General features: G+C 61.7%; 23 protein-coding genes. 5 read left to right on the top strand and 18 right to left on the bottom strand.

Going from position 1 to position 24,673, the window contains the following annotated elements; genetic code table 11:
- Positions 1-13: 13 nt before the first annotated feature.
- From ureC to urtA, 9 genes are all read right to left on the bottom strand, one after another.
- The gene (ureC, locus tag BLQ09_RS27150; RefSeq protein WP_092359216.1) at positions 14-1,726 is read right to left on the bottom strand and encodes an urease subunit alpha; all 1,713 of its coding nucleotides are present in this window, start codon (positions 1,724-1,726) and stop codon (positions 14-16) included.
- A 3-nt stretch (positions 1,727-1,729) separates the two neighbouring features.
- Positions 1,730-2,425 (bottom strand): urease subunit beta, encoded by a 696-nt coding sequence (locus tag BLQ09_RS27145; RefSeq protein ID WP_027603383.1) that lies wholly within the window; start codon positions 2,423-2,425, stop codon positions 1,730-1,732.
- 45 nt (positions 2,426-2,470) lie between these two features.
- The gene (locus BLQ09_RS27140; protein WP_092359214.1) at positions 2,471-3,226 is read right to left on the bottom strand and encodes an urease accessory protein UreF; all 756 of its coding nucleotides are present in this window, start codon (positions 3,224-3,226) and stop codon (positions 2,471-2,473) included.
- Complete coding sequence (gene ureE, locus BLQ09_RS27135; RefSeq protein WP_065947803.1) at positions 3,223-3,663, bottom strand: urease accessory protein UreE; 441 nt, start codon at positions 3,661-3,663, stop codon at positions 3,223-3,225. The genes BLQ09_RS27140 and ureE overlap by 4 nt, the downstream gene beginning before the upstream one ends.
- A 23-nt stretch (positions 3,664-3,686) precedes the next feature.
- On the bottom strand, positions 3,687-4,376 hold the full coding sequence (gene urtE, locus BLQ09_RS27130) for an urea ABC transporter ATP-binding subunit UrtE (RefSeq protein ID WP_027603386.1): 690 nt from the start codon (positions 4,374-4,376) through the stop codon (positions 3,687-3,689).
- Between the two features lie 2 nt (positions 4,377-4,378).
- Positions 4,379-5,116 (bottom strand): urea ABC transporter ATP-binding protein UrtD, encoded by a 738-nt coding sequence (gene urtD, locus BLQ09_RS27125; protein WP_027603387.1) that lies wholly within the window; start codon positions 5,114-5,116, stop codon positions 4,379-4,381.
- On the bottom strand, positions 5,113-6,261 hold the full coding sequence (gene urtC / locus BLQ09_RS27120; RefSeq protein ID WP_092359212.1) for an urea ABC transporter permease subunit UrtC: 1,149 nt from the start codon (positions 6,259-6,261) through the stop codon (positions 5,113-5,115). The genes urtD and urtC overlap by 4 nt, the downstream gene beginning before the upstream one ends.
- 1 nt (position 6,262) lies before the next feature.
- On the bottom strand, positions 6,263-7,165 hold the full coding sequence (gene urtB, locus BLQ09_RS27115) for an urea ABC transporter permease subunit UrtB (RefSeq protein ID WP_027603389.1): 903 nt from the start codon (positions 7,163-7,165) through the stop codon (positions 6,263-6,265).
- A gap of 79 nt (positions 7,166-7,244) precedes the next feature.
- Positions 7,245-8,426 carry an urea ABC transporter substrate-binding protein gene (gene urtA / locus BLQ09_RS27110; protein ID WP_065926081.1) on the bottom strand — a complete coding sequence of 394 codons (1,182 nt, stop codon included), beginning with the start codon at positions 8,424-8,426 and terminating at the stop codon, positions 7,245-7,247.
- Positions 8,427-9,076: 650 nt separating this feature from the next.
- Between urtA and BLQ09_RS27105 the strand changes: the two genes are divergently transcribed.
- From BLQ09_RS27105 to BLQ09_RS27095, 3 genes are all read left to right on the top strand, one after another.
- Positions 9,077-10,225, top strand: coding sequence for a transporter substrate-binding domain-containing protein (locus tag BLQ09_RS27105; protein WP_092359210.1), 1,149 nt, complete (start codon positions 9,077-9,079; stop codon positions 10,223-10,225).
- The gene (locus BLQ09_RS27100; RefSeq protein WP_090404594.1) at positions 10,222-10,854 is read left to right on the top strand and encodes an ANTAR domain-containing response regulator; all 633 of its coding nucleotides are present in this window, start codon (positions 10,222-10,224) and stop codon (positions 10,852-10,854) included. Before BLQ09_RS27105 ends, BLQ09_RS27100 begins: the two co-directional genes overlap by 4 nt.
- Positions 10,855-11,067: 213 nt before the next feature.
- Positions 11,068-12,603, top strand: a complete 1,536-nt coding sequence (locus BLQ09_RS27095; protein WP_092359208.1) for an amidase — start codon at positions 11,068-11,070, stop codon at positions 12,601-12,603.
- Between the two features lie 214 nt (positions 12,604-12,817).
- Here the strand turns inward: BLQ09_RS27095 and BLQ09_RS27090 are convergent, their stop codons facing one another.
- From BLQ09_RS27090 to BLQ09_RS27080, 3 genes are all read right to left on the bottom strand, one after another.
- Positions 12,818-13,279 carry an SCP2 sterol-binding domain-containing protein gene (locus BLQ09_RS27090; protein ID WP_227432272.1) on the bottom strand — a complete coding sequence of 154 codons (462 nt, stop codon included), beginning with the start codon at positions 13,277-13,279 and terminating at the stop codon, positions 12,818-12,820.
- 22 nt (positions 13,280-13,301) lie between these two features.
- The gene (locus tag BLQ09_RS27085; RefSeq protein WP_092359206.1) at positions 13,302-14,147 is read right to left on the bottom strand and encodes an alpha/beta fold hydrolase; all 846 of its coding nucleotides are present in this window, start codon (positions 14,145-14,147) and stop codon (positions 13,302-13,304) included.
- 543 nt (positions 14,148-14,690) lie between these two features.
- Positions 14,691-15,791 carry an alkene reductase gene (locus BLQ09_RS27080; protein WP_092359204.1) on the bottom strand — a complete coding sequence of 367 codons (1,101 nt, stop codon included), beginning with the start codon at positions 15,789-15,791 and terminating at the stop codon, positions 14,691-14,693.
- A 147-nt stretch (positions 15,792-15,938) separates the two neighbouring features.
- Here BLQ09_RS27080 and BLQ09_RS27075 point away from each other — a divergent pair, with 147 nt between their 5' ends.
- On the top strand, positions 15,939-16,526 hold the full coding sequence (locus BLQ09_RS27075; RefSeq protein WP_027603397.1) for a TetR/AcrR family transcriptional regulator: 588 nt from the start codon (positions 15,939-15,941) through the stop codon (positions 16,524-16,526).
- A gap of 149 nt (positions 16,527-16,675) precedes the next feature.
- On the opposite strand, the gene BLQ09_RS27070 is transcribed toward BLQ09_RS27075, so the two are convergent.
- Positions 16,676-17,662: an acrylyl-CoA reductase (NADPH) gene (locus tag BLQ09_RS27070; RefSeq protein ID WP_092359202.1), complete on the bottom strand. Its 987-nt coding sequence runs from the start codon at positions 17,660-17,662 to the stop codon at positions 16,676-16,678.
- Positions 17,663-17,697: 35 nt separating this feature from the next.
- Positions 17,698-17,832: a hypothetical protein gene (locus BLQ09_RS31710; RefSeq protein WP_256569271.1), complete on the bottom strand. Its 135-nt coding sequence runs from the start codon at positions 17,830-17,832 to the stop codon at positions 17,698-17,700.
- Between the two features lie 273 nt (positions 17,833-18,105).
- On the opposite strand from BLQ09_RS31710, the gene BLQ09_RS27065 reads away from it, so the two are divergent.
- Positions 18,106-19,113, top strand: coding sequence for an aldo/keto reductase (locus BLQ09_RS27065; protein ID WP_027603400.1), 1,008 nt, complete (start codon positions 18,106-18,108; stop codon positions 19,111-19,113).
- Positions 19,114-19,173: 60 nt separating this feature from the next.
- Here BLQ09_RS27065 and BLQ09_RS27060 read toward each other — a convergent pair whose 3' ends face one another.
- The 4 genes from BLQ09_RS27060 to BLQ09_RS27045 all read right to left on the bottom strand — a co-directional run bounded on the left by BLQ09_RS27060 (position 19,174) and on the right by BLQ09_RS27045 (position 24,599).
- Positions 19,174-19,929: an ABC transporter ATP-binding protein gene (locus tag BLQ09_RS27060; protein WP_027603401.1), complete on the bottom strand. Its 756-nt coding sequence runs from the start codon at positions 19,927-19,929 to the stop codon at positions 19,174-19,176.
- Positions 19,923-20,969: a FecCD family ABC transporter permease gene (locus BLQ09_RS27055; protein WP_092359200.1), complete on the bottom strand. Its 1,047-nt coding sequence runs from the start codon at positions 20,967-20,969 to the stop codon at positions 19,923-19,925. Before BLQ09_RS27055 ends, BLQ09_RS27060 begins: the two co-directional genes overlap by 7 nt.
- Positions 20,966-22,120, bottom strand: a complete 1,155-nt coding sequence (locus BLQ09_RS27050; protein ID WP_092359198.1) for an ABC transporter substrate-binding protein — start codon at positions 22,118-22,120, stop codon at positions 20,966-20,968. Before BLQ09_RS27050 ends, BLQ09_RS27055 begins: the two co-directional genes overlap by 4 nt.
- Positions 22,121-22,184: 64 nt before the next feature.
- Complete coding sequence (locus BLQ09_RS27045; RefSeq protein WP_092359196.1) at positions 22,185-24,599, bottom strand: TonB-dependent receptor; 2,415 nt, start codon at positions 24,597-24,599, stop codon at positions 22,185-22,187.
- Between the last annotated feature and the right edge of the window lie 74 nt (positions 24,600-24,673).

Here is a 24,673-nt window from a genome sequence, read left to right as displayed (position 1 = left end):
TTATTGGCTGTGATCAGCGCAGCATGTAGCGCTGGGCCAAGGGCACTTCGCTGACCGGCTCGCAGGTCAGGCGCTCACCGTCGGCGTACACATCGAAGGTCTGGGGGTCGACGCGAATGTCCGGGCAGGCGTCGTTGTGCAGCATGTCGGACTTGCGCAGCGTGCGGGTGCCGAAGGCCGGCAACAGGGCTTTTTTCAGGCCCAGTTTCTCAGCGGTATCGGCCTCCACCGCAAGGCGATTGACGAAATTCACCGACAGTGCCTGTTTGGCCTCACCAAAGGCCCCCCATTGCGGGCGCATGATCAGGGGTTCGCAGGTGTACAGCGAGGCTGCCGAGTCGCCCATCACGCCGTGCACGATAAACCCGCCCTTGACCACCAGCTCCGGCTTGATGCCAAAAAAGGCCGGCCGCCATAGCACCAGGTCAGCGAGCTTGCCCGGCTCCAGCGAGCCGATGTAACTGTCGATGCCGAACACCCGCGCAGCGTTGATCGTGTACTTGGCGATGTAACGCTTGATGCGTTCGTTGTCGCCCAATCCGGTTTTTTCTTCCGGTAGACGGCCGCGTTGCTCTTTCATCTTCGAGGCCAGTTGCCAGGTGCGGCAGATCACCTCGTTGATGCGCCCCATGCCCTGGCTGTCGGAACCCAGGATCGAAATTGCGCCGGTGTCGTGCAGGATGTCTTCGGCGGCGATGGTCTGCGGACGCACTCTGGATTCGGCGAACGCCACGTCTTCCGGCACGTCCGGATTAAGGTGATGGCAGACCATGATCATGTCCAGGTGTTCGTCGAAGGTGTTGACGGTGTACGGATTGGTCGGGTTGGTCGAGGAGGGGATGCAGTTGGCTTTTCCCGCCACGCTGATGATGTCCGGGGCGTGGCCGCCGCCTGCGCCTTCGGTGTGGTACATGTGGATCGTGCGGTCGCCGATGGCGGCCAGGGTGTCTTCGAGAAAACCCGATTCATTCAAGGTGTCGGTGTGCAACTGCACCTGGAAGTCGTATTCATCGGCCACCTTGAGGCAGGTATCGATCACGGCGGGCATCGCGCCCCAGTCCTCGTGGATCTTCAATCCCAGGCAGCCACCGCGCAGTTGGCCGAGCAGCGATTCCGGCTTGCTGGAATTGCCCCTGCCGAGAAAGCCGAAATTGATTGGCCAGGCTTCAGAGGCCTGCAGCATCTTGCCGACGTTCCATTCGCCGCCGCAGTCGATCCCCACGGTAATCGGCCCGAGCGAGCCGCCGATCAGCGTCGTCAGGCCCGCCGCCAGCGCGTGATCGCACAGTTGCGCCGAGTCGAAATGCACGTGCACATCGATCCCGCCCGGCGTGACGATCAGGCCTTCTGCGTCGCGCACGGTGGTTGCGACGCCACAGATCAATTGCGCATGGACACCGTCCATGACCTGCGGATTACCGGCCTTGCCGATGGCCACGATCTTGCCGTCCTTGATGCCGATGTCGCCTTTGACGATGCCGATCACCGGGTCGATGATCAGCGCGTTGCAGATCAGCATGTCCAGCGCGCCGTCTGCGCTGTCATGCCCTGGCATCAGGCCCATGCCGTCACGCAGGGTCTTGCCGCCGCCGTGCAGGCATTCATCGCCGGGCACCGCGTAGTCGAATTCCACCTCGGCCAGCAGCGACGTATCCCCCAGGCGCACCGCGTCGCCAGTGGTGGGGCCGTACATCGCGGCGTATTCCTTGCGCGTCATCGTTGCCATGGGTCATGCCCCCTTGAACTGTTGTGCGCGGGCTCGATCAAGCGCGATGGCTTTGCAGGCCGGATCGTGCAGGTTGCCATTGGTCAAACCGCTGAAACCGTGGATGTCCCCCGTGCCGCCGAATTGCACCAGCTGCACTTCGCGCAGCTCCCCCGGCTCAAAACGCACGGCGGTGCCCGCAGGAATGTCCAGGTGCATGCCGAAGGCGGCGGCGCGCGGGAAATCCAGCGCCTTGTTGACTTCGAAAAAGTGGTAGTGACTGCCGATTTGCACCGGCCGGTCGCCGGTATTGATGGCCCGTACGGTGGTCGTGGGGCGACCGCTGTTGAGTTGTATATCGCCCTCGGGCGAGATGATTTCGCCAGGCGTCGGCATGACGGCCAACGGCAACCGGCCGGGTCGAATCGGCTGATGCACGGTGACCAGTTTGGTGCCATCGGGGAACGTACCTTCCACCTGCAGTACCGGCAGCAGCTCGGCCACGCCGGGCATGACGTCGTCAGTGTTGAGGAGTGTCGAGCCGAAACCGATCAGCTCGGCCACGCTGCGCCCCTCACGGGCGCCTTCGAGGATTTCATCGGCAATCAGCGCCGAGGCTTCCGGAAAGTTCAGGCGCAGCCCTTTGGCGCGGCGTTTGCGCGAGAGTTCGGCGGCGGTGTACAGCGTCAGCCGCTCAAGTTCGGTGGGCGTCAGCAGCATGTTCAAGCTCCTGTGTCGGCAGCAGGCGTTTTCGTGCCTGCCACCTCAATTGGCGAAAAGACGGAGGTCCTGGGTTTCGTGCCGCATCACGGCGATCTCGGCCATGGGCGTGAAGCCGCTGGCGTCGTCGAGGGCGAGCGGCGCCTGAGCAAGCAGTTGCAGCAGCAAGGGCTGGATGTCGGTGAGTACCCGCTGCGCATCCACATGCCCCATTACGCCCAGGCGCACAGCGGCGCTGACCAGTCCGGTGCACAGCCCATGGGCGGCGGCGAGTTGGCAGTGCTCGAGTTGCATGCCGAGTTGTTGCCACAGCAGCCCTTGCAACACCGGCAAATGCCCCGGCGTTGCCCGGGCGAGCACGTGTTGCTGGTAAGCGGCAGCGCCGGGGGTACCGAGCGCGACATGCACGCCCAGCAACGATTGGCCGACGCGACGTGAGCCTTGGCGCAGTTCCTCGGCCAGGGTCAGGGCCTCGATGTGACTGTCCAGGTCCATCAGGGTGGCGAGGTCAGCCGCTGCATGCCAGGCGGCGCATAAAAACACCCGGTCAAAACTGTTCCAGCGATGACGCAATTGACCTTCGACGAAGGCCCGCACCTGAACGCTGCGATCATTCTGCTGGCCGCGCTGACGGCGCCTGACAGGGACGGGGTCGGTCATCGCGGCGCTTTGCCCCAGGCGTGCATCGGCCACCAGCGTTTCCAGGCCCCATGACCAGGCAACCGCACCACCAGGGAAAAAACTGTCGGCCTGTTGCAGCGCCAACAGGCTGCTGCGCAACTCGGCCGGTGCGGCGTTCATAGGCGCAGCACCCGGCCGTCCGCGAGCAGCGGCGCCAGACGCTCGAGGTAGTCGGCCTCCGGGCCATTCAGCGGGATTCGTAACGCAGTGCCTGCAAAGCGCACGGCCCAGTGCATGTTGCCGGCGAAATACCCCAGCTCCAGCGCTGCGGCAGCGTCCCGCGGTTGCAGGTCGAGAAAGTGCACGTCCTGCATGTGCACGACGATGGCGCGCTGACCGTCGAGCATCAGCACCGAGCCGTTACGCAGTTGCTGATGGCGCTCCAGTCGAATCGCACAGTCGGTGCCGCGATCACTGGCCAGGCGCAGGCGATGACGCTGAATGTCGCTGGCCGACAGGCTGAGGGTTTCGACCAGGCCTGCGTGGCTGAGGTCATGCAAACGGTCGGCGAGGGCAGGGTCGCTGGCCTGGCCCAGAATGCGGTCGAGGATCAACATGGTGTGTGCTCCCAGGTCCGGTTTCAGATGGTCAGGTAGCGCAGGATGCGCTCGCGGTCGACGGTTTCGCGGACCTCGCTGTGCACGAATTCGCCTTTCTCGATGATCAGGTAACGGTCGGCCACCGCCATCGCAAACGACAGCACCTGTTCGGAGACGATCAGCGAAAACCCCCGTTCTTTTTTCAGCAGGTTCAGGGCCCGGGCGATGTCCTTGATGATCGACGGCTGAATGCCCTCGGTCGGCTCATCCAGGATCAACACTTTGGGGTTGGAGACCAGCGCGCGGGCAATCGCCAGCTGTTGCTGCTGGCCGCCGGAGAGGTTGCCGCCCTTGCGTCGACGCATCTCGAACAGCACCGGGAAGTACTCGTAGATGTAGTCGGGAATCGGTGCGGCAGGGGCGCCCTGCATGCCGGTGAGGATGTTTTCCTCCACCGTCAGGTACGGAAAAATCATCCGCCCCTGCGGCACGAAGCCCACCCCGGCGGCGACCCGCTCATAGCTCTTGCTGGCGGTGAGTTCCCGGCCCGCCAGCGTGATGCTGCCGCTGCGCGCCGGCAGCATGCCCACCAGGCTTCTGAGCAGGGTGGTCTTGCCCATGCCGTTGCGACCCATGATCGCCAGGGACTCGGCCGGTGCGAGGGTCAGGTCGAGATTGCGCAGCACATGGCTGTCGCCGTAATACACGTTCAGGTTATTGACGGTCAGCATGCTCAGTGCCCCAGGTAGACGTCGATGACGCGAGGATCGTTTTGCACCTGATCCATCGAGCCGTAGGCCAGGGTTTTGCCCTGGTGCAGGACGGTGACTTTGTCAGCCACTGACTTCACGAACTCCATGTCGTGCTCGATGATCACCATGGCGCGGCCCTTGGCGATGCGCTTGAGCAGGCCTGCGGTCTTTTCCCGCTCGCCTGCACTCATGCCGGCCACCGGCTCGTCCAGCAGTAACAGTTCCGGGCGCTGCATCAGCAGCATGCCGATCTCCAGCCACTGCTTTTGCCCGTGGGACAACAGCCCGGCTTTGCGCCCCAACTGGTCCTGCAGGAAAATCATCTCGGCGGTCTGCTCGATCTCTGCTTGCAGGGCCGGGTCTTTGCGGGCGAACAGGCAGTTGAAAATGCCGCGTTTGCCGGGCGACGAGATGTCGAGGTTCTCGCGCACGGTGAGGTCTTCATACACCGAAGGGTTCTGGAACTTGCGCCCGACGCCCGCGCGGGTGATCTGGTATTCGATCATGTTGGCCAGTTGCAGGTCCTTGAAACGAATGCTGCCGGCACTCGGTCGGGTTTTGCCGCAGATCATGTCAAGCAGGGTGGTCTTGCCCGCGCCGTTAGGCCCGATCACCACGTGCACCTGGTTTTCTTCGACATAGAAATTAAGGCTGTCCACTGCCTTGAAACCGTCGAACGACACCGTGAGATCTTCGACACTCAGCAACAGGCCACTCATGACTGCACCTCCTGTTTGTTGTGGCCAAGGCGTTGCAGCAAACCGGCGAGCCCGGTCGGCAAGAACAGCACCACGCCCATGAACAGGAAACCGATGAAGTACTGCCAGAAGTTGACGAAATTTTCCGACAGGTAGGTTTTGGCCACGCCGATCAACAGCGTGCCGTACACCGCACCGACCAGCGACAGACGCCCGCCGAGGGCTGCGTAAATCACGATTTCGGTCGAAGGAATGATGCCCACCAGCGACGGCGACGCGAGGCCGACCTGCAGGGTGAACATCACCCCGCCGAGCGCGGAGATCAGTGCTGCGACGGCAAAGATGAACGCTTTGAACAGTGCCGTGTTGTAGCCGGAAAACCGTACGCGGTCCTCACGGTCACGGATCGCCACCACCACTTTGCCCAGCCGGCTGCGCAGGATGAACCCGCACAACGCCACGCAGCCCAGCAGCAACAGGGTGGTGATCAGGTACAGAATCCAGGGCGTTTGAGGCGTTTGCAGGCTCAGGCCAAAGGCGGTCTTGAAGTCGGTCAGGCCGTTGACACCGCCGGTGTAGCCTTGCTGGCCGATGATCATGATCGACATGATCGCCGCCAACGACAGGGTGATGATCGAGAAGTACACGCCGCCCACGCGCTTCTTGAAATACGCGTAGCTGAACACAAACGCGAGCAATGCCGGGAGGACGAGGATCGCGGCAAAGGTGAATGTCGCCGACTCGAAAGGCTTCCACCACCAGGGCAGCGCGTCGACGCTGTTCCAGATCATGAAGTCCGGCAACGCCGAGCCGTAGAAGGCGGCGAGCGCGCTCGCCGCTTCGTCGTTGGCGGTGGCTTCAAGTTTCAGGTACATCGCCATCATGTAGCTGCCGAGGCCAAAGAAGATGCCCTGGCCCAGGCTGAGTATCCCGCCGTAGCCCCAGATCATCACCATGCCCACGGCGCAGAACGCCAGGCTCAGGTATTTGCCGGCCAGGCCCAGGCGAAAGTCGCCCAGGCTCAGTGGCAATATCACCAGCAACAGCAGCGACAGCCAGACCAGGCTGTGGCGCTCGAGCAACGGCAGCAACCCGGTGCGCAGCCGGCGCGTGGTCTGCGTCGAGGTGCTGGGGCGGGTGAGGGGCGTCTCAGTCATATCGTTCATCTCAGCGTCTCACTTTCGCGGCGAACAAGCCGTTGGGGCGGAAGAACAGCAGCACGATCACCACCAGCAGCGTGATGGCTTTGGCCATGGAGCCGGTGGTGAGGTATTCCAGCGAAATCTGCGTCTGGCCGATGGCGAAGGCCGACAGGAAGGTGCCCAGCAAACTCTCCACCCCGCCAAACACCACGACGATGAAGGTGTCGACCAGGTACTGCTGGCCGCTGACCGGGCCGGTCGAGGCCAGCATGGTGAACGAGCTGCCGGCGATCCCGGCCAGCCCGCAGCCCAGGGCAAACGTGACCGCATCGACACGGGCGGTGTTAATGCCGGCTGCCCCCGCCATGGCGCGGTTCTGGGTCACCGCGCGAATGCGCAGCCCCCAGCGGCTGCGGTACAAAAACAGAAACACGGCGCCGGCGATCACCAGTGTCAGGCCGATGATGAAAATCCGATTGAGCGGCAGTTCCAGGCCTTCGCTGATCTTCCATGCGCCTTGCAGCCATTGCACCGTGGGCACGCTGACTTCCTTGGGGCCGAAGACCTGGCGGAACACCTGCTGCAGCACCAGCGACAGGCCCCAGGTCGCCAGGAGCGTGTCGAGCGGGCGGTTGTACATGAAGCGAATAAAGCAGCGTTCGAGCAGGAAACCGAACGCGAAGGTCACGACGAAGGCCACGCCGATGCCGATCACGAAATACCAGCCCATGTAGTCGGGAAAGTAGCGCGCAAACACCACGGACGTGACGTAGGTCATGTACGACCCCATCGCCATCAACTCGCCGTGGGCCATGTTGATTACGCCCATCAGGCCGAACACGATGGTCAGCCCCAGGGCCATCAGCACCAACACCGAGAACAGCGAAAACCCGCTGAAGACCTGCATCACCAAAATATCGAAAGTCATTGCGTCGCTACCTGTCGCTGCACGTTGGCGGACCGCGTGGGCGGGAGAGGGCGCGAGTCAGATCGCGCCCGACCCTGCATCACAGTTTCGGGAAAGGGTTGGGCTCGATGGGCGCGGACTCGTAGATCACGTCAACCTGGCCCTGGGCGTTGAGGGTGCCGATGCGCGCGCGCTTCCACAGGTGGTGGTTGTCCTTGTGGACCTTGACCTCGCCTTCAGGCGCGTCGAGGGTCAGCTCCGAGGACGCGGCGATCACGGCCGGGACGTCGAAACTGCCGGCTTTTTCCACGGCTTTCTTCCACAGGTACACGGCGGTGTACGCGGCCGCCATCGGGTCGCCGACTACGCGTTTGTCGCCATAGCGGGCCTTGAAGGCGGCGACGAATTTCTCGTTGACCGGGTTTTTCAGGCTCTGGAAGTAGCTCATGCAGGTGAGAAAACCGGTGAGGTTTTCGGCGCCGATGCCGGTGACTTCTTCTTCGGTGACGGCCAGCGCCATCAGTGTCTGGTTGCTGCTGTCGATGCCGGCGGCCTTGAGCTGTTTGTAGAACGCCACGTTTGAGCCACCGACGATGGTGGACAGCACGATGTCGGGCTTGGCGGCCTTTATTTTGTTGATCACCGAGGAGAACTCGATGTTGCCCAGGGGCAGGTAATCCTCACCAACGATGGATCCGCCCTGCTTGGTCACCGACGCCCGTGCCAGCTTGTTGGTGGTGCGCGGCCAGATGTAGTCCGAGCCCACGAGGTAGACAGTCTTGCCTTTGTTGGCCATCAACCAGCTGACGGCTGCCAGGGTTTGCTGCGACGCTTCGGCGCCGGTGTAGATGATGGCCGGGGATTTTTCCAGGCCTTCATAGAATGTCGGGTAATACAGCAAGGCCTTGTTGCGTTCGAACACCGGCAACACCGCTTTACGCGACGCCGAGGTGAAGGCGCCGAACGTGGCGACAACGTGATCGTTTTCCAACAGCTTGCGCGCCTTCTCGGCGAAGGTCGGCCAATCGCTGGCACCGTCCTCGACGATCGGTTCGATGGTCTTGCCGAGCACGCCACCGCTGGCGTTGATTTCGTCGATGGCGAGTTTTTCCGCATCCACCACCGAGGCCTCACTGATGGCCATGGTGCCGGTCAGCGAGTGGATGATGCCGACCTTCACGGTCTCGGCTGCCTGCACCTGGCTGACCAGGGAAAACGGCAACAGGCTGAAGGCGCCCAGCAACAGGGCATGCTTGATCAAACGGCGTTTGTCGTTGTGCATTCACTTCTCTCCAGGAATAAAAAAAGCCCGACATCCCGGCTAAATCAATAGTCGGGAAATCAGGCTTCTTGTGCCGAATCTGGCGGGACAGCTGTGTCCGATCCAGTCGTACGCGAGGTGCTTCCCTACTTGCCAAGGGGGCGTAGGGCAAACAGCTGGCGCGATGTCTCTGGAGAGTTATAGCAAGGGCAGTGCCAATTGCGACCAGGGCGTTTTCCGGGCAGTCGAAGGGGCGTGCGAGTGACGCCTGCATCTATTGCCGCGTGTCACTGGCCTGCGCTGCTTTGGCGCGAATGCACCCTGAATGCACCAATACCGTGAGCGTGTGGGCGGCATGGATGGGCTCCACGGCAAGGATTGAAACCGGCCGGCGCCGCGGGTGCAGCTCGTCCATGGCGTGTGGCCCACTATCTGCATGAGCGACAGGCAACACCCTCGCAGGGTCCCTTGTCACACGCCCATCCTCGGCAGGTGTGGAAGGCCCCTCGCATGACTGGCCCTGACAGTGTTGTCGCGCCAGCCCCAGGCACAACCCGCCTGAGAGCAGCCATTTTGTTATACGGCGTCTCGCTCAATCATTTTTTGCACAGGCCTCCAGACCCCCATCCACGAGCGGGTGTCTTTTCTCACGTTGAACAAGGTTGATAGGCATGGTTGACCAGTCGATCCGCATAGGCGGTCTGTTTTCCGATACCGGTGTCACGGCGGCTGCCGAGGGCTCGACGATGCGCGGCGCGCAGTTTGCAATTGCGCAGATCAATGCGGCAGGCGGGGTCGGTGGTCGCCCGCTGCAGTTGATCACCCGTAACCCCGATTCAACGCCTGCGCTGTACGCCATGCACATCGAATCGCTGATCCGCGAAGAACACCTGCGGTTTTTCTTTGGTTGCTACACTTCGGCTGCACGCAAGGCGGCACTGCCGATTGTCGAGCGCTACGACGCCCTGTTGCTGTACCCGGTGTATTACGAAGGTTTCGAGTATTCGCGCAACATCATCTACACCGGCGCCACACCGAATCACAATGCCCTGCCGCTGGGCAATTACATGCTCGACAACTTCGGCAATCGCGTGTTGATGATCGGTTCCGAGTACGTCTACCCGTACGAAACCAATCGCTTGATGAGCGACCTGTTGTACGAGCGTGGCGGTACCAAGCTGGGCGAGTATTACCTGCCGCTGAAAAACGCGCGTCCGGAAGATTTTGCCAAGCTGATGGTCAAGGCCAGGGAGCTCAAGCCCTCGTTTATTTTCTCGACGGTCGTCGGCGAAACCATGGGGCATTTGTACCAGGCCTACGCCGACGCAGGCTTTGACCCCTCGGTGATGCCGATTGCCAGCCTGACGACCAGCGAAACCGACATCCAGCAAATGGGGATTCACCTGGGGGTGGGACATATTTCGGCGGCTACGTATTTTCAGTCGGTGGACACGCCGACCAACCGCCAATGCATCGCCCAATACCGCGAGTTGTTTGGTCAACACCAGGTCACTGACCGTTGCTGGGAGGCGGCGTACTTTCAGGTGCACTTGCTGGCCAAGGCGATCGTTCGAGCTGGCAGCACGCAAGTGGAGGATGTGCTGCAGGCCATGCGCGGGCTGGAATTCGAAGCGCCACAAGGACGCATTCGGGTCGATGCCAACAATCACCACACGTACCTGTTTTCGCGGATCGGCCGGGCCAACGTCGAGGGCCAATTCGACATCCTTTACGAAAGCCAGAGTGCACTCAAGCCTGACCCTTACGCCATTGCACCCAATTTCAATGAATGGTCCGGCTCGGTGGGGAGACGTCCATGACCTTGCGCGCCGCCAAGAAACGCCTGCGCAACGACAGCGCGACAGGCATCAAGGACCTGCGCGACGTCAGCGTATTGGTAATGCACCCGGATGACGAGGATGGACGCAACCTGATCGAGCAGTTGCAGCGCATCGGTTGTCAGGTGCGTGTGCAATGGCCGATCCCGGAGCGCTTGAGCGCCGAGGCGGACGTGATCGTGTTGGCGGTGTCGCCGGAAAGCCTGTCGACCAACACGCCATGGCTGCTCCACGCCAGCACGCCGCCGATCATTCCGGTGATTGCCTATGAGAACCCGATCATCGTCGAGGCATTGGTGCAGTTGAACGCTTGCTCTGTCATTCCTTCGCCCGTGAAGTCGTTCGGGTTGCTGACCGCTTTGGCGATCACGCTGAGTCAGTCACGCAAGGCCCGCGAACGGGAACGACACGTCAAGCGCCTGGAAGGGCGCATGGCGGTCATGCGCACCGTGCAGCAGGCGAAAATAATCCTTATCGAAACCAAGGGCATGTCGGAGACCGATGCCTACAACGCCTTGCGAGACCAAGCCATGGCCAAGCGCGAACCGGTGGAAAAAATCGCCGAAGCGCTGGTCAAGGCCCATGAGTTGTTCCGACAAGCCTGTTCCTGAACAGCCTTTGAGCATCAAGCTTGTGAGGGCTTGATCCTCTTCTGCGTGGACGTTTGCCATACGCCTCCCTTGGCAGGTATGGATCACCGCGTGGCGACCGGCGTGGACAATGGAGTCCTCCGGAGCGAGCCGTAACCTGTGCAGTGGGCACGGGTGGCGCGCGTCAATGATCGCCCGAGATCGGGTGGTTCTTAACGTCATTTGGAGAACACCATGTCCGTAAAACGCCCCGGCAAAGCCGACTTTCTGATTGCCGCCGAAGACCACGGTTATCACCTGACAGATCGCCAGATGGAGGCCTTCCTCAACCTGGCCGATGAAACGTTGAATTCCTACGAAGCCATCGATGCGCTCTACGCTGCCAACGTCGCGCAGCAACCGCCTGAACGCGAATACAACAAAGCCGCCGAGGCAGACAACCTGCACGGCGCCTGGTACGTGAAAACCCGAATCGTCGGCGCGGCGCAAGGCCCGTTGGCCGGCAGGACGGTGGTCATCAAGGACAATGTGTCGGTGGCTGGCGTGCCCATGGCTAACGGCTCATTGAGCCTGGACGGTTATATCCCGTCCGAAGACGCCACTGTGGTCAAACGCTTGCTGGCGGCCGGGGCCACGGTGGTGGGCAAGTCGGTGTGTGAAGACTTGTGTTTTTCCGGGGCAAGTTTTACCTCCGCAAGCGGCCCGGTTAAAAACCCCTGGGACCTGACGCGCAACGCAGGCGGCTCGTCCAGCGGCAGTGCGGTGCTGGTGGCGCTTGGCCAAGTCGACATGGCCATCGGCGGCGATCAGGGCGGTTCGATCCGGATGCCGTCGGCCTGGAGCGGCATCGTCGGGCACAAGCCGACTTACGGCCTGGTGCCTTACACCGGCGCTTTTCCGATTGAGCGGACCATCGACCATGTGGGCCCGATGGCCAATAACGTACGCGATGTGGCAGCGATGCTCGATGTCATTGCGGGGGCCGATGGGCTTGATTCCCGGCAGAAAAATCCGCCAGCGGTCAACTGCCTCGCGACGCTGGAGCAGGGCGTGGCCGGCTTGAAAATCGGCTTGCTGCGAGAAGGTTTTGCGATCCCGGGAATGTCCGAGCCGCAGGTGGACGCGCTGGTCAAGGCGGCGGTTGCCCAGCTTGAAAGCCTGGGCGCCAGCGTCGGCGAAGCGAGTGCGCCGTGGCACACGGGCGTGGCGTTGGATCTGTGGAACGTGATTGCCACTGACGGCGCGGCGTATCAGATGTTGCAGGGCAATGGCTACGGCATGAACGTCGACGGTTATTACGACCCGGACATCATGAGTTACTTCGGCGAAAAACGCCGCGAACATGCCGATGCATTGTCCAGTAGCGTGCGAGCGGTTGCGTTGACCGGCCACTACAGCCTGAAAAACCTGCATGGCGCCTACTACGCCAAGGCGCGGATGCTGGTACCGGAGTTGACGCGCCAGTACGACGAGGCATTCAAGGATTTTGACGTGTTGGTGATGCCCACCATGCCCTTCGTAGCCACGCCGTTGACCGCCGCGGACGCCCCCGTCGAGGAGTACGTGCACAGTGCACTGGACATGCTCGCCAATACCGCGCCGTTTGACCTCACGGGGCACCCCGCGACATCGATCCCGGCGGGGCTTGCGGACGGTTTGCCGGTCGCCATGATGATCGTTGCTCCGCGCTTCCAGGACGCCCTCGCACTGCGCGTTGCCCAGGCCTACGAACACGCCCGTGGCGTATTCCCTAAACCCCCGGCGCTGTAAACCGATGGCCTGCCCAGGCGCTGGCGAATACGTTCGCTGGCGACTGGGCCTGGAATGGCCAGCGCGCAACGCCTGCTGTCAGAAGTTTGGCGTGTGCAGGGGCTGAGTCGCCGCGCTGCCGGTATCGACCATCCGCGCTTTCACTGGACTGAGTTGCAGCCGCAGGATGGCCAAGCCATGTGGCAGGTTCACGTGGCGGCGGCGAGCCATTTGGTCAACACCCTGCACGCCAGGCTGCACCCCGGCGCCCGAATCGTGATGATCGGCAGCCGCACGATGCAAGGCGTCGTGAAAAGACCTGCGCGGGGTCTTTAGCCGGCTGCAAGTATTCTGTTAATCCCTGGAACCACATCACCTCGACAAAATCACCGCTGATTTTCAGATCGCCTGTACGCAAGCCCGTCAGGAATTCATCCTTGCTGTCTTTAGCCGACAGAATGGCGAAGCCTCTTTCTGTGTTTCTGAACGACAGCGTGAATGCCGGCTTTTGCGTTAAACCTGCGGCGGATTTTATCTTTCCGTTCGCAACGGTGAAGTAGCGACCCACGCCATCCTCTGTTCGAATCTGAAAGACCAACGACTTGCCATTAACAAATTTTGCGCAGCCGGGGTTTTTCTTGATGGCCCGCTGTAACAGCTTGGTCAGCGCCCACAACAAAAATTTAAACTTCAGCATGATGTGCTGGCTCCGTAAGTTGTCATTCGCTGAGGAACGCGATGGCGTGTTTCAGAAAGCGCTCAGGGCATTGGAATTGGGCGCCGTGGCCCGCATCCGGGTACAGGAATAACTGGGCGTTCGGGATGTTCTGGGCCATGTACCAGGAGTTGACTGTTGGAATCATGACGTCATTCATGCCGTTCAGGATGAACGTTGGCTGTTTGATAGCGCGCAGATGATTGAAGGGATCATTTGGGTCCAGCTTGGGCATAAAGTGCATGTGGGCTTCGATCTGTGCCTGCATCACCTGCATCGAGCTGGGTGGATCCTGGTCGACACGCTGATGACGGCGCTCCCAGAACTCGAGCCCTGCCTGCCGCGCCGCCTCGGAGCGACCGAAAAACAGAAACAGAAAATCGTCCACTGTGGGAATGGGCCGTGGTGCGGCCTCCAGCACGCCAGGGTCTGAGTCCGGATTACCGCCACGAGGCCCGGTACCCAGCAGCATCAGTTTGCGCACGAGGTCGGGATGGCGTCGTGTCAGGTCCTGGGCGATAAAACCGCCAAGCGAGAAACCCAACGCATCGACTGTTGATAGACCGAGTGCGCGGATCACTGCGGCAGCGTCGTCGGCCATCAGCTCAATTCGGTTACGCGGCTCTCCGGAAGAAGAGGCAATGCCGCGACCGTTGTAGAGGATGACCTCGCGCCCTGCCGCCAGCCCATCCGTCATGATGGGGTCCCAATGATCCATGCCGCCACGGAAATGCTGGAGGAGGAACAGCGGAGGCTGATCTGTCTTGTCATTGCCCCAGCGGCGATAGGCAAATGTCTCGCCATCGACATCGATATACAGGGTAGGGGCGGTTAAATGGCTATGGCTCATTTTGAAGTCCTCCAAGGGGTTGTCATCTGATGCAGCAAACCATGGCTGTTTGGGTACAGATTGCACCCGCGCGGGTTGGCCGCTCCGGGCTCGATGTCTGGTTGCACGGCGACGGGTGTTGACGGAGCAATGCGACTTCGCAGTGTTACTGCTGCAACATCAAGCTACGCCAGACGATTACAGGCTGAGCCGCGTCTTCAAGTACTTTGCTGGTCGGTGATTTCGCGGGTGTCGCTTGATCCTGATGTGGGCCTGTGTGTCCTGTATCGGGCGGTGCGGCTGCGGTTGATTCAACGCACTCATTGATGTCGCACTTATCGTTATTCAACTTCATCTTTCCAGCCTTTTGCGCACTCCTGCCTTACCCCTTGTGCCCCCAGTGGTGATCGTTCTGTAATCGACGCTGGCTCGTTTGGTGCCAGAACACAGGTAACGACACCAAGCACGCCATTTATACGGAGTTACCTGGACCTTCCCGGATACAAGCTTCGGTCACTCAGTGAGAGGGGGGCACAAATAAAACCTGGCCCGGTCAGGCACTGCCTAGTTGGCGACAGCGCTGGCTTCGGCCAGTGTCGGGTAGTCGATGTAGCCCGTCGCACCGCCGCCGTAGAGGGTGGTGGGGTCGAAGGCGGACAGCGGCGCACCGGCCTTGAGCCGCTCCACCAGATCCGGGTTGCCGATAAACGGGCGGCCAAAGGCGATGAGGTCAGCCTTGTCCTGCGCAAGCCGCGAGTTGGCCAGGTTTTGGTCGTAGCCATTGTTGGCGATGTAGGTGTTCTGGAAGCGCTGGCGCAACGCATCGAAATCAAACGGCGCCACGTCGCGTGGCCCACCGGTCGCACCTTCGACGACGTGCAGGTAAACGATGTCGAGCGCATTGAGTTGGTCGACGATGTAATCGAACTGAGCCTGCGGCTCACTGCTCGACACACCATTGGCGGGCGAGACCGGCGACAGGCGAATGCCCGTGCGGTCCGCGCCAATCTCGGCGACCACGGCAGCGGTCACTTCCAGCAACAGGCGCGCACGATTTTCGATCGAACCGCCGTAGGCATCGGTACGCTGGTTGGCGCCGTCCTTGATGAATTGATCGAGTAAATAGCCGTTTGCACCGTGGAGTTCCACGCCGTCGAAGCCGGCCGCAATGGCGTTTGCCGCCGCTTGGCGGAAATCGTTGACGATGCCTGGCAGTTCGTCGAGTTCGAGTGCGCGTGGCTCGGACACGTCGGCAAAGCCGTTATTGACGAAGGTCTTGGTCTGGGCACGGATGGCCGACGGCGCTACTGGGGCGGCACCGCCCGGTTGCAGGTCCACATGGGAAACCCGGCCAACGTGCCACAGTTGCACAAAAATCTTGCCGCCCTTGGCATGCACCGCTTCGGTGACCCGGCGCCAGCCGTCGATCTGCGCCTGGGTGTAAAGACCGGGTGTGTCTTGGTAACCCTGGGCCTGCGCCGAAATCTGGGTGGCCTCGGTGATCAGCAGCCCGGCTGAAGCGCGCTGGCTGTAGTAAGTGGGGGCGAACTCGCTGGGCACCAGTCCAGTGCCGGCGCGATTGCGCGTCAGGGGCGCGAGCACGATGCGGTTGGCGAGGGTCAGTGAGCCAAGGGTATAGGCAGTAAACAGATTTTGATCGGTCATGTGAGGTGTCTTCTGTGGCTGTGGCGGAAGAGGGATTGGTTTGTCTTTATGATGGTGATCATAATCAAAGCTGTCAATTATTTTGATTGCAATCAACATCTATGTACTATGGGCGTAGGTTTTTTGTGCAAGTTCGAGGTATCGCAGGTGAAAGTGACCAAAGCGCAGGCGCAGGCAAATCGCGAGCACATCGTCGAGACGGCCTCCGTGTTGTTTCGTGAGCGGGGGTTTGACGGCGTAGGTTTGGTGGATCTCATGGGGGCCGCCGGGTTCACCCACGGAGGTTTCTACAAGCATTTCGGCTCAAAGGCCGATTTGATGGCCGAGGCTGCAGCCAGCAGTCTTTCCCGGTCGCTCGCCGGTACCGAGGCGCTTGATATTCAGACGTTCATCGATATCTACGTGTCGAGGGATCACCGTGATCGGCGTGGCGAGGGCTGCACCATGGCGGCCCTGTGTGGAGACGCGGCGCGTCAGTCGGATGAGCTGAAGCGTGCATTCGCCGAAGGCATAGACCGCATGCTGCAAGCGCTGGTGCAAAAGTCTCCGACCGTCGAAGACGCTGCGCCGGGCGAGACGAGAGCGAAGATGATCGACGTACTGGCTCATGCCGTTGGCGCGGTGGTGTTGTCGCGAGCGTGTCCGGATGATTCGCCGCTCGCCGATGAAATACTCGAGGTTTGCCACGCCCGGATATCGGCTTCCTTGCCGGTATCGCCAGGCAGCGAGCAATAGTCCGGGAGACCTCAAGCGCGCCTGCCGATGCGCTTCATGGGCGTGCGAGAGAGCAGGCGGTCGATCCTCGGTTGATCATCGATTTTCGCCAGCAGAGGCAGCGCCTCGGACAAGAGCGCGTGGTGGCACTGGAAAACCCCGCCGCCCCGTCACGCGTTCACGTCAACGATGGTACGCCCCTGAATTTTCCCTGCGAGCACGCGGCTGGCGATGTCAGGAACATCGCCGAGGCCAACCACCTTTGAGGTTCGGGCAAGCTTGTCCAGATCCAGGTCACTGGCAAGGCGCGACCACGCCTGCAGCCGTATCTGCTGAGGCGCATTGACCGAATCAATGCCAGCAAGGCTGATGTTGCGCAGGATGAAGGGGAGTACAGAGGCGGGCAGATCCGCGCCTTGTGCAAGTCCGAAGGCCGCGACTACGCCACGATACCGGGTATGCGCCAGTACGTTAGCCAACGTATGGCTGCCGACCGAGTCAATGGCGCCCGCCCAGCGCTCTTCGGAAATCGGTGCGCCCGGTGCGGACAGGGTGTGGCGGTCGATGATTTCGTTCGCGCCGAGCGCGCGCAGGTAATCGGCTTCTTCAAGCCGCCCGGTCGATGCGATCACGCGATAGCCCAGTTTGGACAGCAGGGCAATCGCCACCGATCCAGAGCCGCCATTGGCGCCGGTCACCAGGATGTCGCCGCGCGCAGGCGTCAGACCGCCATGTTCCAGTGCCAGCACGGACAGCATTGCGGTGTACCCTGCTGTGCCGATGGCCATGGCATCCCGGGCCGAAAACGCTGCGGGAATCTTGACCAGCCAATCACCGCTCACCCGTGCCCTCTGGGCGAAGCCGCCGTGGTGAGTCTGGCTGAGCCCCCAGCCGTTGGCCAGCACACGGTCGCCGGCCACAATGCCGGGATAGGTCGACGACTCTACGACACCGGCAAAGTCGATCCCCGGAATCAGCGGAAACGTGCGGATGATCGGTGACCGGCCACTGAGTGCCATCGCGTCCTTGTAGTTCACCGTTGAGTATTCGACCGCGACGGTGACGTCGCCCGGCATCAAATCCTCGTCCTCAAAGTCAACCAAGCGGGTTGAAAGGGTGTCACCGGTCTTGCTGGCGAGCAGTGCCTTGAATGTCATCGTCTTCTCCTGGTCAGGTGACCACGTGCGTTGTGCTAAATCAGTTGACCCAGCTGGAAACCTTGGGTTCGCCTGCGACCCACCTGAGGGTAGTTGAAGGTGACGATGCCCTTGTCCTTGGGCGTCCCGGCGAGGTTTTCCTGGACCATGGCGGCAAACTCGAAGGCCAAGCCCGCCTCGACGAAAGCAGGTGGGCGCGGTCAGATGGGCGCGCGAATTGCCAGCACCCTTGCGAGGCAAGTACTTCAATGATGTCGATCATAATCTTCGTCGTCAAGATCTTTGATTGCGATTGACATCAATGATGGCTGTAGGCTTCACTGCTGGTCTATCTACACAGATCTTGAAGATGAAAGTCACTAAAGCGCAGGGGAACGCTATCAAGGCGGTCATGCGCCCAGTCGATCCCGACAACAGGGCCGATTCAATTGACGGAGCACAGCATGAAGTACACATCATTTGGAAAGACCGGTTTGCAGGTTTCACAGGTGGCGCTCGGCACGGGCAACTTCGGCACAGGCTGGGGTTATGGCGCCGATCCCGACGCCAGCAAAGCTGTGTTCAACGCTTATGCCGAAGCTGGCGGCAACTTCATCGATTCGGCCGACGTCTACCAATTCGGGCAATCCGAAGAACTGCTCGGTACATTGCTGGAAGGGCGGCGTGAGGATTTTGTGCTCGCCACCAAGTTCAGCAGTGGCGCAGTGCAGAATGCGAACCGACTGGTCACCGGCAACAGCCGTAAGGCCATGGTGGCTTCCGTGGAGGCAAGCCTGAAACGGCTCAAAACCGATCGGATTGATATTTACTGGGCGCATCACCCGGATGGCACCACGCCCCTTGAGGAAATCGTCCGAGGCTTCGAGGACCTGGCGCGTGCCGGCAAGATCCTGTACGCGGGCCTGTCGAACTTCCCCGCCTGGCGCCTCGCCCGTGCGGTCACGCTGGCCGAACTGTCCCATGCCGTTCCGATTGCGGCTGCGCAGTTCGAACATAGCTTGGTGCATCGCGAGCCCGAGGCCGATTTGTTCAAGGCATCGCATGCGCTCGGTCTCGGCATCGTGACGTGGTCACCCCTGGGGGGCGGTATGTTGACCGGAAAGTACCGGCAAGGTGAAACGGGGCGTGCTGAAGGGTTCGCAGGCCGTGTGTTCCAGCCGGAGAACTCGGCACAGCGCACGCAGACGCTGGACGCGGTAGTCGCTATAGCGGGTGAACACGGCGTCAGCCCGGGCCAGGTTGCCATTGCTTGGGCAGGCACGCATGGTGCGGTTCCCATCATCGGCCCGCGCTCACTTGGCCAACTTACCGATAACCTTGGAGCGCTGACACTGCAGCTCTCTGCGGAGCAAATTGGTCGACTTGATAGCGTGAGTGACCTGGCGCCGTCGGCAGTGGCCAGGGTCCCTGTTGCTTGGGCTGACGGCGCTCCAGAGCGTGTCGTTGCCTGACCTGTAAAGGTGCAAATATCGGTTTCTCGCATCAAGCTGTGGTTCGCCTTGGGTACGCAGTCAAGTTATGCCGTCGATCAAAATATGCCGTTGTCCCCGACTGCACTGCTCGATCCGCGCCTCAACCTGGTACACCTCGCGCAGCATGTGTTCGGTGATCACCTCATGACTCGCGCCGCTGCCCTGGGCGGTGCCGTCGGCAATCACCAATACCTGGTCGGCAAAGCGCAACGCCTGGTTCAGGTCATGCAGGGCAATAAACACGATGACCTGCTGTTGGCGGGCCAGTGCGCCCATGAAGTTCAACACTTGCACCTGGCGATGCATGTCGAGGGCGCTGGTGGGTTCGTCCATCAGCAGGATTTCCGGTTCGCGCACCAAGGTCTGGGCGATGGACACCAGTTGCTGCTGGCCGCCGCTGAGTTCGCCCAAGTTGCGAAAGGACAAGTCGCTGATGCCAAGGGCCTCGAGCATTTCGTCCACCAGGTTCAACTCGTCATCGTGGACGGTCCATTGCGGCGACAGTTGCTTGCGGGCCAGGAGTACCGATTCGTAGACCGTCAACCGCGCACTGGCATTCAAGCCCTGGGGCATGTAGCAGATGCCCTGCCGGCCCTTTTTCGAGTCCTGCAGGATCACCTGTCCAGGCCCGTCGATCAGCCCGGCCATGCGTTTGAACAGGGTGGACTTGCCCGCCGCATTGGGCCCCACCACCGCGACCACCTGGCCGCCGGTGAACGCGGCGGTGGTAACGCCACGGATGATCGTGCGCTGGCCATAGCGGGCACCCAGGTCTTGCAGCTGAATCTTCACCATGTGTTTTTCTTCCCGCTGAGGATCAGTGATATGAAGAACGGCACGCCGATCAGCGAAGTGACCACCCCGATCGGGAAGATGGCGCCGGGGATCAGGGTTTTGCTCACCACTGAACTGGCGGACAGAATCAGTGCGCCGGTCAGCAGCGAGGCCGGCAGGAAGAAGCGTTGGTCCTCGCCGATCAACATCCGCGCAATATGCGGGCCGACCAGCCCGATAAAGCCGATGGTGCCTACAAAGGCCACGGGGAACGAGGCGAGCAGGCTGACCATGATCAGCGTCTGAAAGCGCAGGCTGCGTACATTGATCCCGAAGCTGGCGGCCTTGTCGTCACCCAGTCGCAGTGCGGTCAGGGCCCAGGCGCGCTTGGCAAAGATCGGCAGGGTGATCGCGATCACCAGGCAGATCACCCCGAGTTTGGGCCAGGTGGCTTTGGTCAGGCTGCCCATGGTCCAGAACACCACGGCTGCCACGGCTTGCTCGGTGGCGAAAAACTGCACCAGGGCCAATAACGCGTTAAACGTGAAGACCAGGGCGATGCCCAGCAGCACGATGGTTTCCGCGGTGACCCCGCGACGCATGCTCAGGAAGTGAATCAGCAACGCCGACAGCATGGCCATGATGAACGCGTTGACCGGCACCATGTACTGCGCCGCCAACGGAAACAGCGCCACACCAAACGCCAGCCCCATGGCTGCACCAAAACTGGCGGCGGCGGAAATGCCCAAGGTGAAGGGGCTGGCCAGCGGGTTGTTGAGGATGGTCTGCATCTGCGCGCCGGCCAGTGACAACGCCGCACCCACGGCAACCGCCATCAGGGCGATCGGCAGGCGGATGTCCCACATCACCACGCGAACCTGTGCCGGCGCACTGTCCGGCGCAAACAGTGCACCGAGCACTTCATGGAAGCTGTAGCGCGCCGGCCCCAGGGCCAGGTCAAGCAGCACACTGCACAGCAACAGTAGGGCCAGGCCTCCGAGGATCAGGCGTTTGCGCAGCACCAGGGCCCGGTAGGTATCGCGTTGGATCACGGCACTCATGGCTTGAGGCTCACGAAGTAACCCGGCTCATAGGGCACCGGCAGGAATCGCTCGTGCAATTGGCGAAACGAGGCTTCAGGGTCCAGGTCGGTAAACAGTGTCGGATGAAACCACTTGGCCAACTGCTGGATGGCCACGAACTGATAAGGGCTGTTGTAGAACTGGTGCCAGATGGCATGGAACGCCTGGTCATCCTGGGCCTTGATCCCGGCATAGGCCGGGCGCTGGGTATACCAGGCCAGTTTGCGCCGGGCTTGGGCCATGTCGGCACCGGGACCCACACCGACCCAGTGGCCACCGGGGGCAAAGGCTTCCCAGTTGGCACTGGTGACCACCACCTGTTCCGGGTTGGCGACGATCACCTGCTCGGGATTCAGCTGGCCAAAGGTGGTGGGAATAACGCCTCTGGCGATGTTATTGCCCCCCGCCATATCGACGAACAGACCGAAGTTTTCATTGCCGAAACTCAGGCAGCAATCGTCGGTGTAGCCACCGATACGCTCGATGAACACGTTGGGGCGCGAAGGGTGTTGCGCGTTGATCACGTCGGTGACGCGGCGGATCTGCTGGTTGCGAAAGTCGATAAACGCTTCGGCACGCGCCTCTTTGCCGAACAACTGGCCGAACAGGCGCATGGTCGGTTCGGTGTTCTGCATCGGGTGGTTGCGAAAGTCGACGTACACCACTGGAATCCCCAGGGCATCGAGCTTCTCGATATAGCGGGCGTCCTCGGTCGCGTGCTGGGCCTCGATATTGAGGATGATCACGTCCGGGCGCTGGGAGATGGCCTGCTCGATATCGAAGGTGCCGTCTTCAAAGCCGCCAAAGGTGGGGATTTTGGCGATGGCGGGAAATTTACGCAGGTAAGCGCCATAGGTGTCCGGGTCGGACTGGATCAGGTCCTTGCGCCAGCCGACGATTCGCTCGATGGGGTTTTGCGTATCCAGCGCGGCAACCAGGTACAACTGACGGCCTTCCCCGAGAATCACGCGCCGGACCGGCAGGTGCACCTTGACCTGGCGCCCGAGCAAATCGGTGACGGTGCTGCGTGGTGCCTGCGGCTCGGCGGCCGTCGACGGCAGCGCCCATCCCAACAAACCCGCAAGCAGCAGCCCGGCGAAGGCGTGGCTGCGTCGAACAATGGTAACCATGGTTAAAGCCTTTGCAGTGGTCGGGCCGGGTGGCGGTGCAGCTAGTCGCGCCGGGCCGAAGGTTTCAGAAATCGACCGTGGTCGACAGTAGAAGGGTGCGTGGCGAGCCTTGAGAGAACGCACCATAGGAAGCGACCCCCGACCAATACTCGCGGTCGAACACGTTCTGTACCGTGGCGCGAAAGGTCGTCGGCCGATGGGCGATGCGCGTGCTGTAGCGCACGCCCATGTCGAAGCGGGTCCAGGGGTCCAACTGCTGGGTGTTGGCCTGGTTCACATATTGGCTGCCGGTGTACAACGCCCCGCTGGTTAGCGTCAGCCCCTCGACCCAGGGCACGTCCCACTCGGCCCAGAGGTTGGCTTGCACCTTCGGCACCCCCACCGGGGTATTGCCCCGGTTGGCAGCAACCGCGCTTTTGGTCAGTTGCGCATCCAGCAGCGTCACCCCGCCGAGCAGGCGTGTGCCTTGGCCGGCCTCACCGGATACGTTCAGCTCCAGGCCCCGGTTGCGCTGTTCGCCTTGTACCGCAAAGGTGGTGCCTGACAGCTCGCCACTGGGTTTGGTGATCTGGAACAGCGCGAGTGTGGACATGACCGTGCCGTAGTCGAGCTTGACCCCGACCTCATGCTGGCGTGAGACGTAGGGGGCAAAGATCTGGCCCGTGTTCGAGGCCGTGGCGGGAGCGATATCGCCTTTGCTCAAGCCTTCCAGGTAGTTGTAGTAGAACGACACATGCTCCCAGGGCCGGACAACTGCGCCGAACAGCGGCGTGGTCCTGCCGTCGTCGTAAGCCGTGGTCACCGTACCCGCCGCGTCGTAGTTGTTGGAGCGGATGGTCTGTTTGCGCAGGCCGGCCGTCACCTGCAGGCGCTGCTCGAGCATCGACAAGGTGTCGGCAACCGCCACGCCGGACAATTCGGTCGCCGAGACTTTCGGCGTGGCCGGCGTGGCAATGTCGGCCTCGGGTCGTGAGACAGGGTGGTAAATGTTCGACAGGATCGGCGGGCCGGAAATAATGCCGCGCGACAACTCATCGCGATAGCGCGTGACCTGCAGCGTGGTGCTGTGGCTGATCGGCCCGGTGTCGAAACGCAGTCGGGCACCGCTGTCGACCGTGTAGCGCCGTACTTTAAATTTGTAATAGCCGGGGATCGACGAGGTGTCGCCGGCGGTGTTGATGATGGTCGGGGTCTGGTCGGAAAGGCGTGCCACGTTCGACTTCCCACCGCCGGCATGGGCAAACAGGGTCAGTGCGTCGCTCACATCATACTCGCCCCCCAGCAATGCCGACTTGTCGCGGGTCTTGGACCAGCCCCACGCCTGGCTGACGTTGGTACGCCCGTTGGCGGCGTGGGGAATCGGCACGCCGGGCGCGATCAGGAAGGGCCGTGACGCCGCGTCGAATTGCTCTTGCTGGTTGATCAGGTCCAGGCTGGTGCGCAGGCGATCGCCCTGGTAATCCAGGGCGATGGCACTGACCCCGACATCCCGCGATTGCTTGTCGATGACAGTGTCACCCTGCTGCACGCGGCCGTTGACGCGCATGCCGAATCGCCGGTCCTCGCCAAACCGCCGACTCAGGTCGATATGGGTGCCCAGTTGTCGGTCCTGGGCATAGGTGGCCGTGACGCGGGTCAGGTCCTCGTCCAGGGCGCGCTTGGGGACCACGTTGATCACGCCACCGACGGCGCTGTTGGGGGACATGCCGTAGAGGAGGGCGCCAGGGCCTTTGACCACTTCGATGCGTTCGGCGTAGTCGGTGAATACCCGGTAATTGGAGGCCACGCCGTACACACCGTCGAACGCCAGTTCCCCGAGGTTGCCTTCGCCCACCGGAAAGCCGCGGATAAAGAATGAGTCGACGATCCCCCCCGTCTGGCCGGTGGAGCGGACCGAAGAGTCGCGCTCCAGCACGTCGCCCACGGTGGTCGCCTGCTGGTCTTTGATCAATGACGCGGTATAGGTGCTGATGCTGAACGGCGCGTCCATCACATCCGTATTGCCCAGCAGACCGAGACGCCCGCCCTCGGCCACCTGGCCGCCCGGGTACACCGGCGGCAGGCTATCGGCGTGTTTTTGCGCCGCCTCCACCGTGGTGGTCGACAGCGTCAGCCGGCGCAGTACCAGGGTGTAGCTGCCATCGCTGCGCAACACCATCTCCAGGCCGCTGCCTTCGAGCAAACGCGTGACGGCCTCCTGCGTGGAGTAGGTGCCGTTCAGTTCGGGGCTGGTCAACCCCTCCGTGATCGACGGCTGGAACGACAGGGCGATACCGGCGTCCACGGCAAAGTTCGAGAGCGTCGCGCCGAGCGGGCCGGGGGCGATGTGGTAGGCCTGCACGGCGACCGAATCCAATTGGGCCGGTGCCTCCGCCAATGCCACCGGGCACATGGCACCGGCCAGCAGCAGGCTGAGCACGACGCCGTGCACCATCGGTTTGAGCGGACGAGCCGGACGCAGGGGCCGTGCTACGAGCATGAAAGGATGACCCATGGACGAGAGGAAAAGGCTGTTCCTGTCTTTGCCAGTCGAGATCGAAAAAAGTATCACCC

It is taken from the genome of Pseudomonas sp. NFACC25 (assembly GCF_900100935.1).
GTDB lineage: Bacteria > Pseudomonadota > Gammaproteobacteria > Pseudomonadales > Pseudomonadaceae > Aquipseudomonas > Aquipseudomonas marginalis.
Note: the sequence above shows the minus strand (reverse complement) of the source record. Positions and strands in the feature narration are given on the sequence as shown.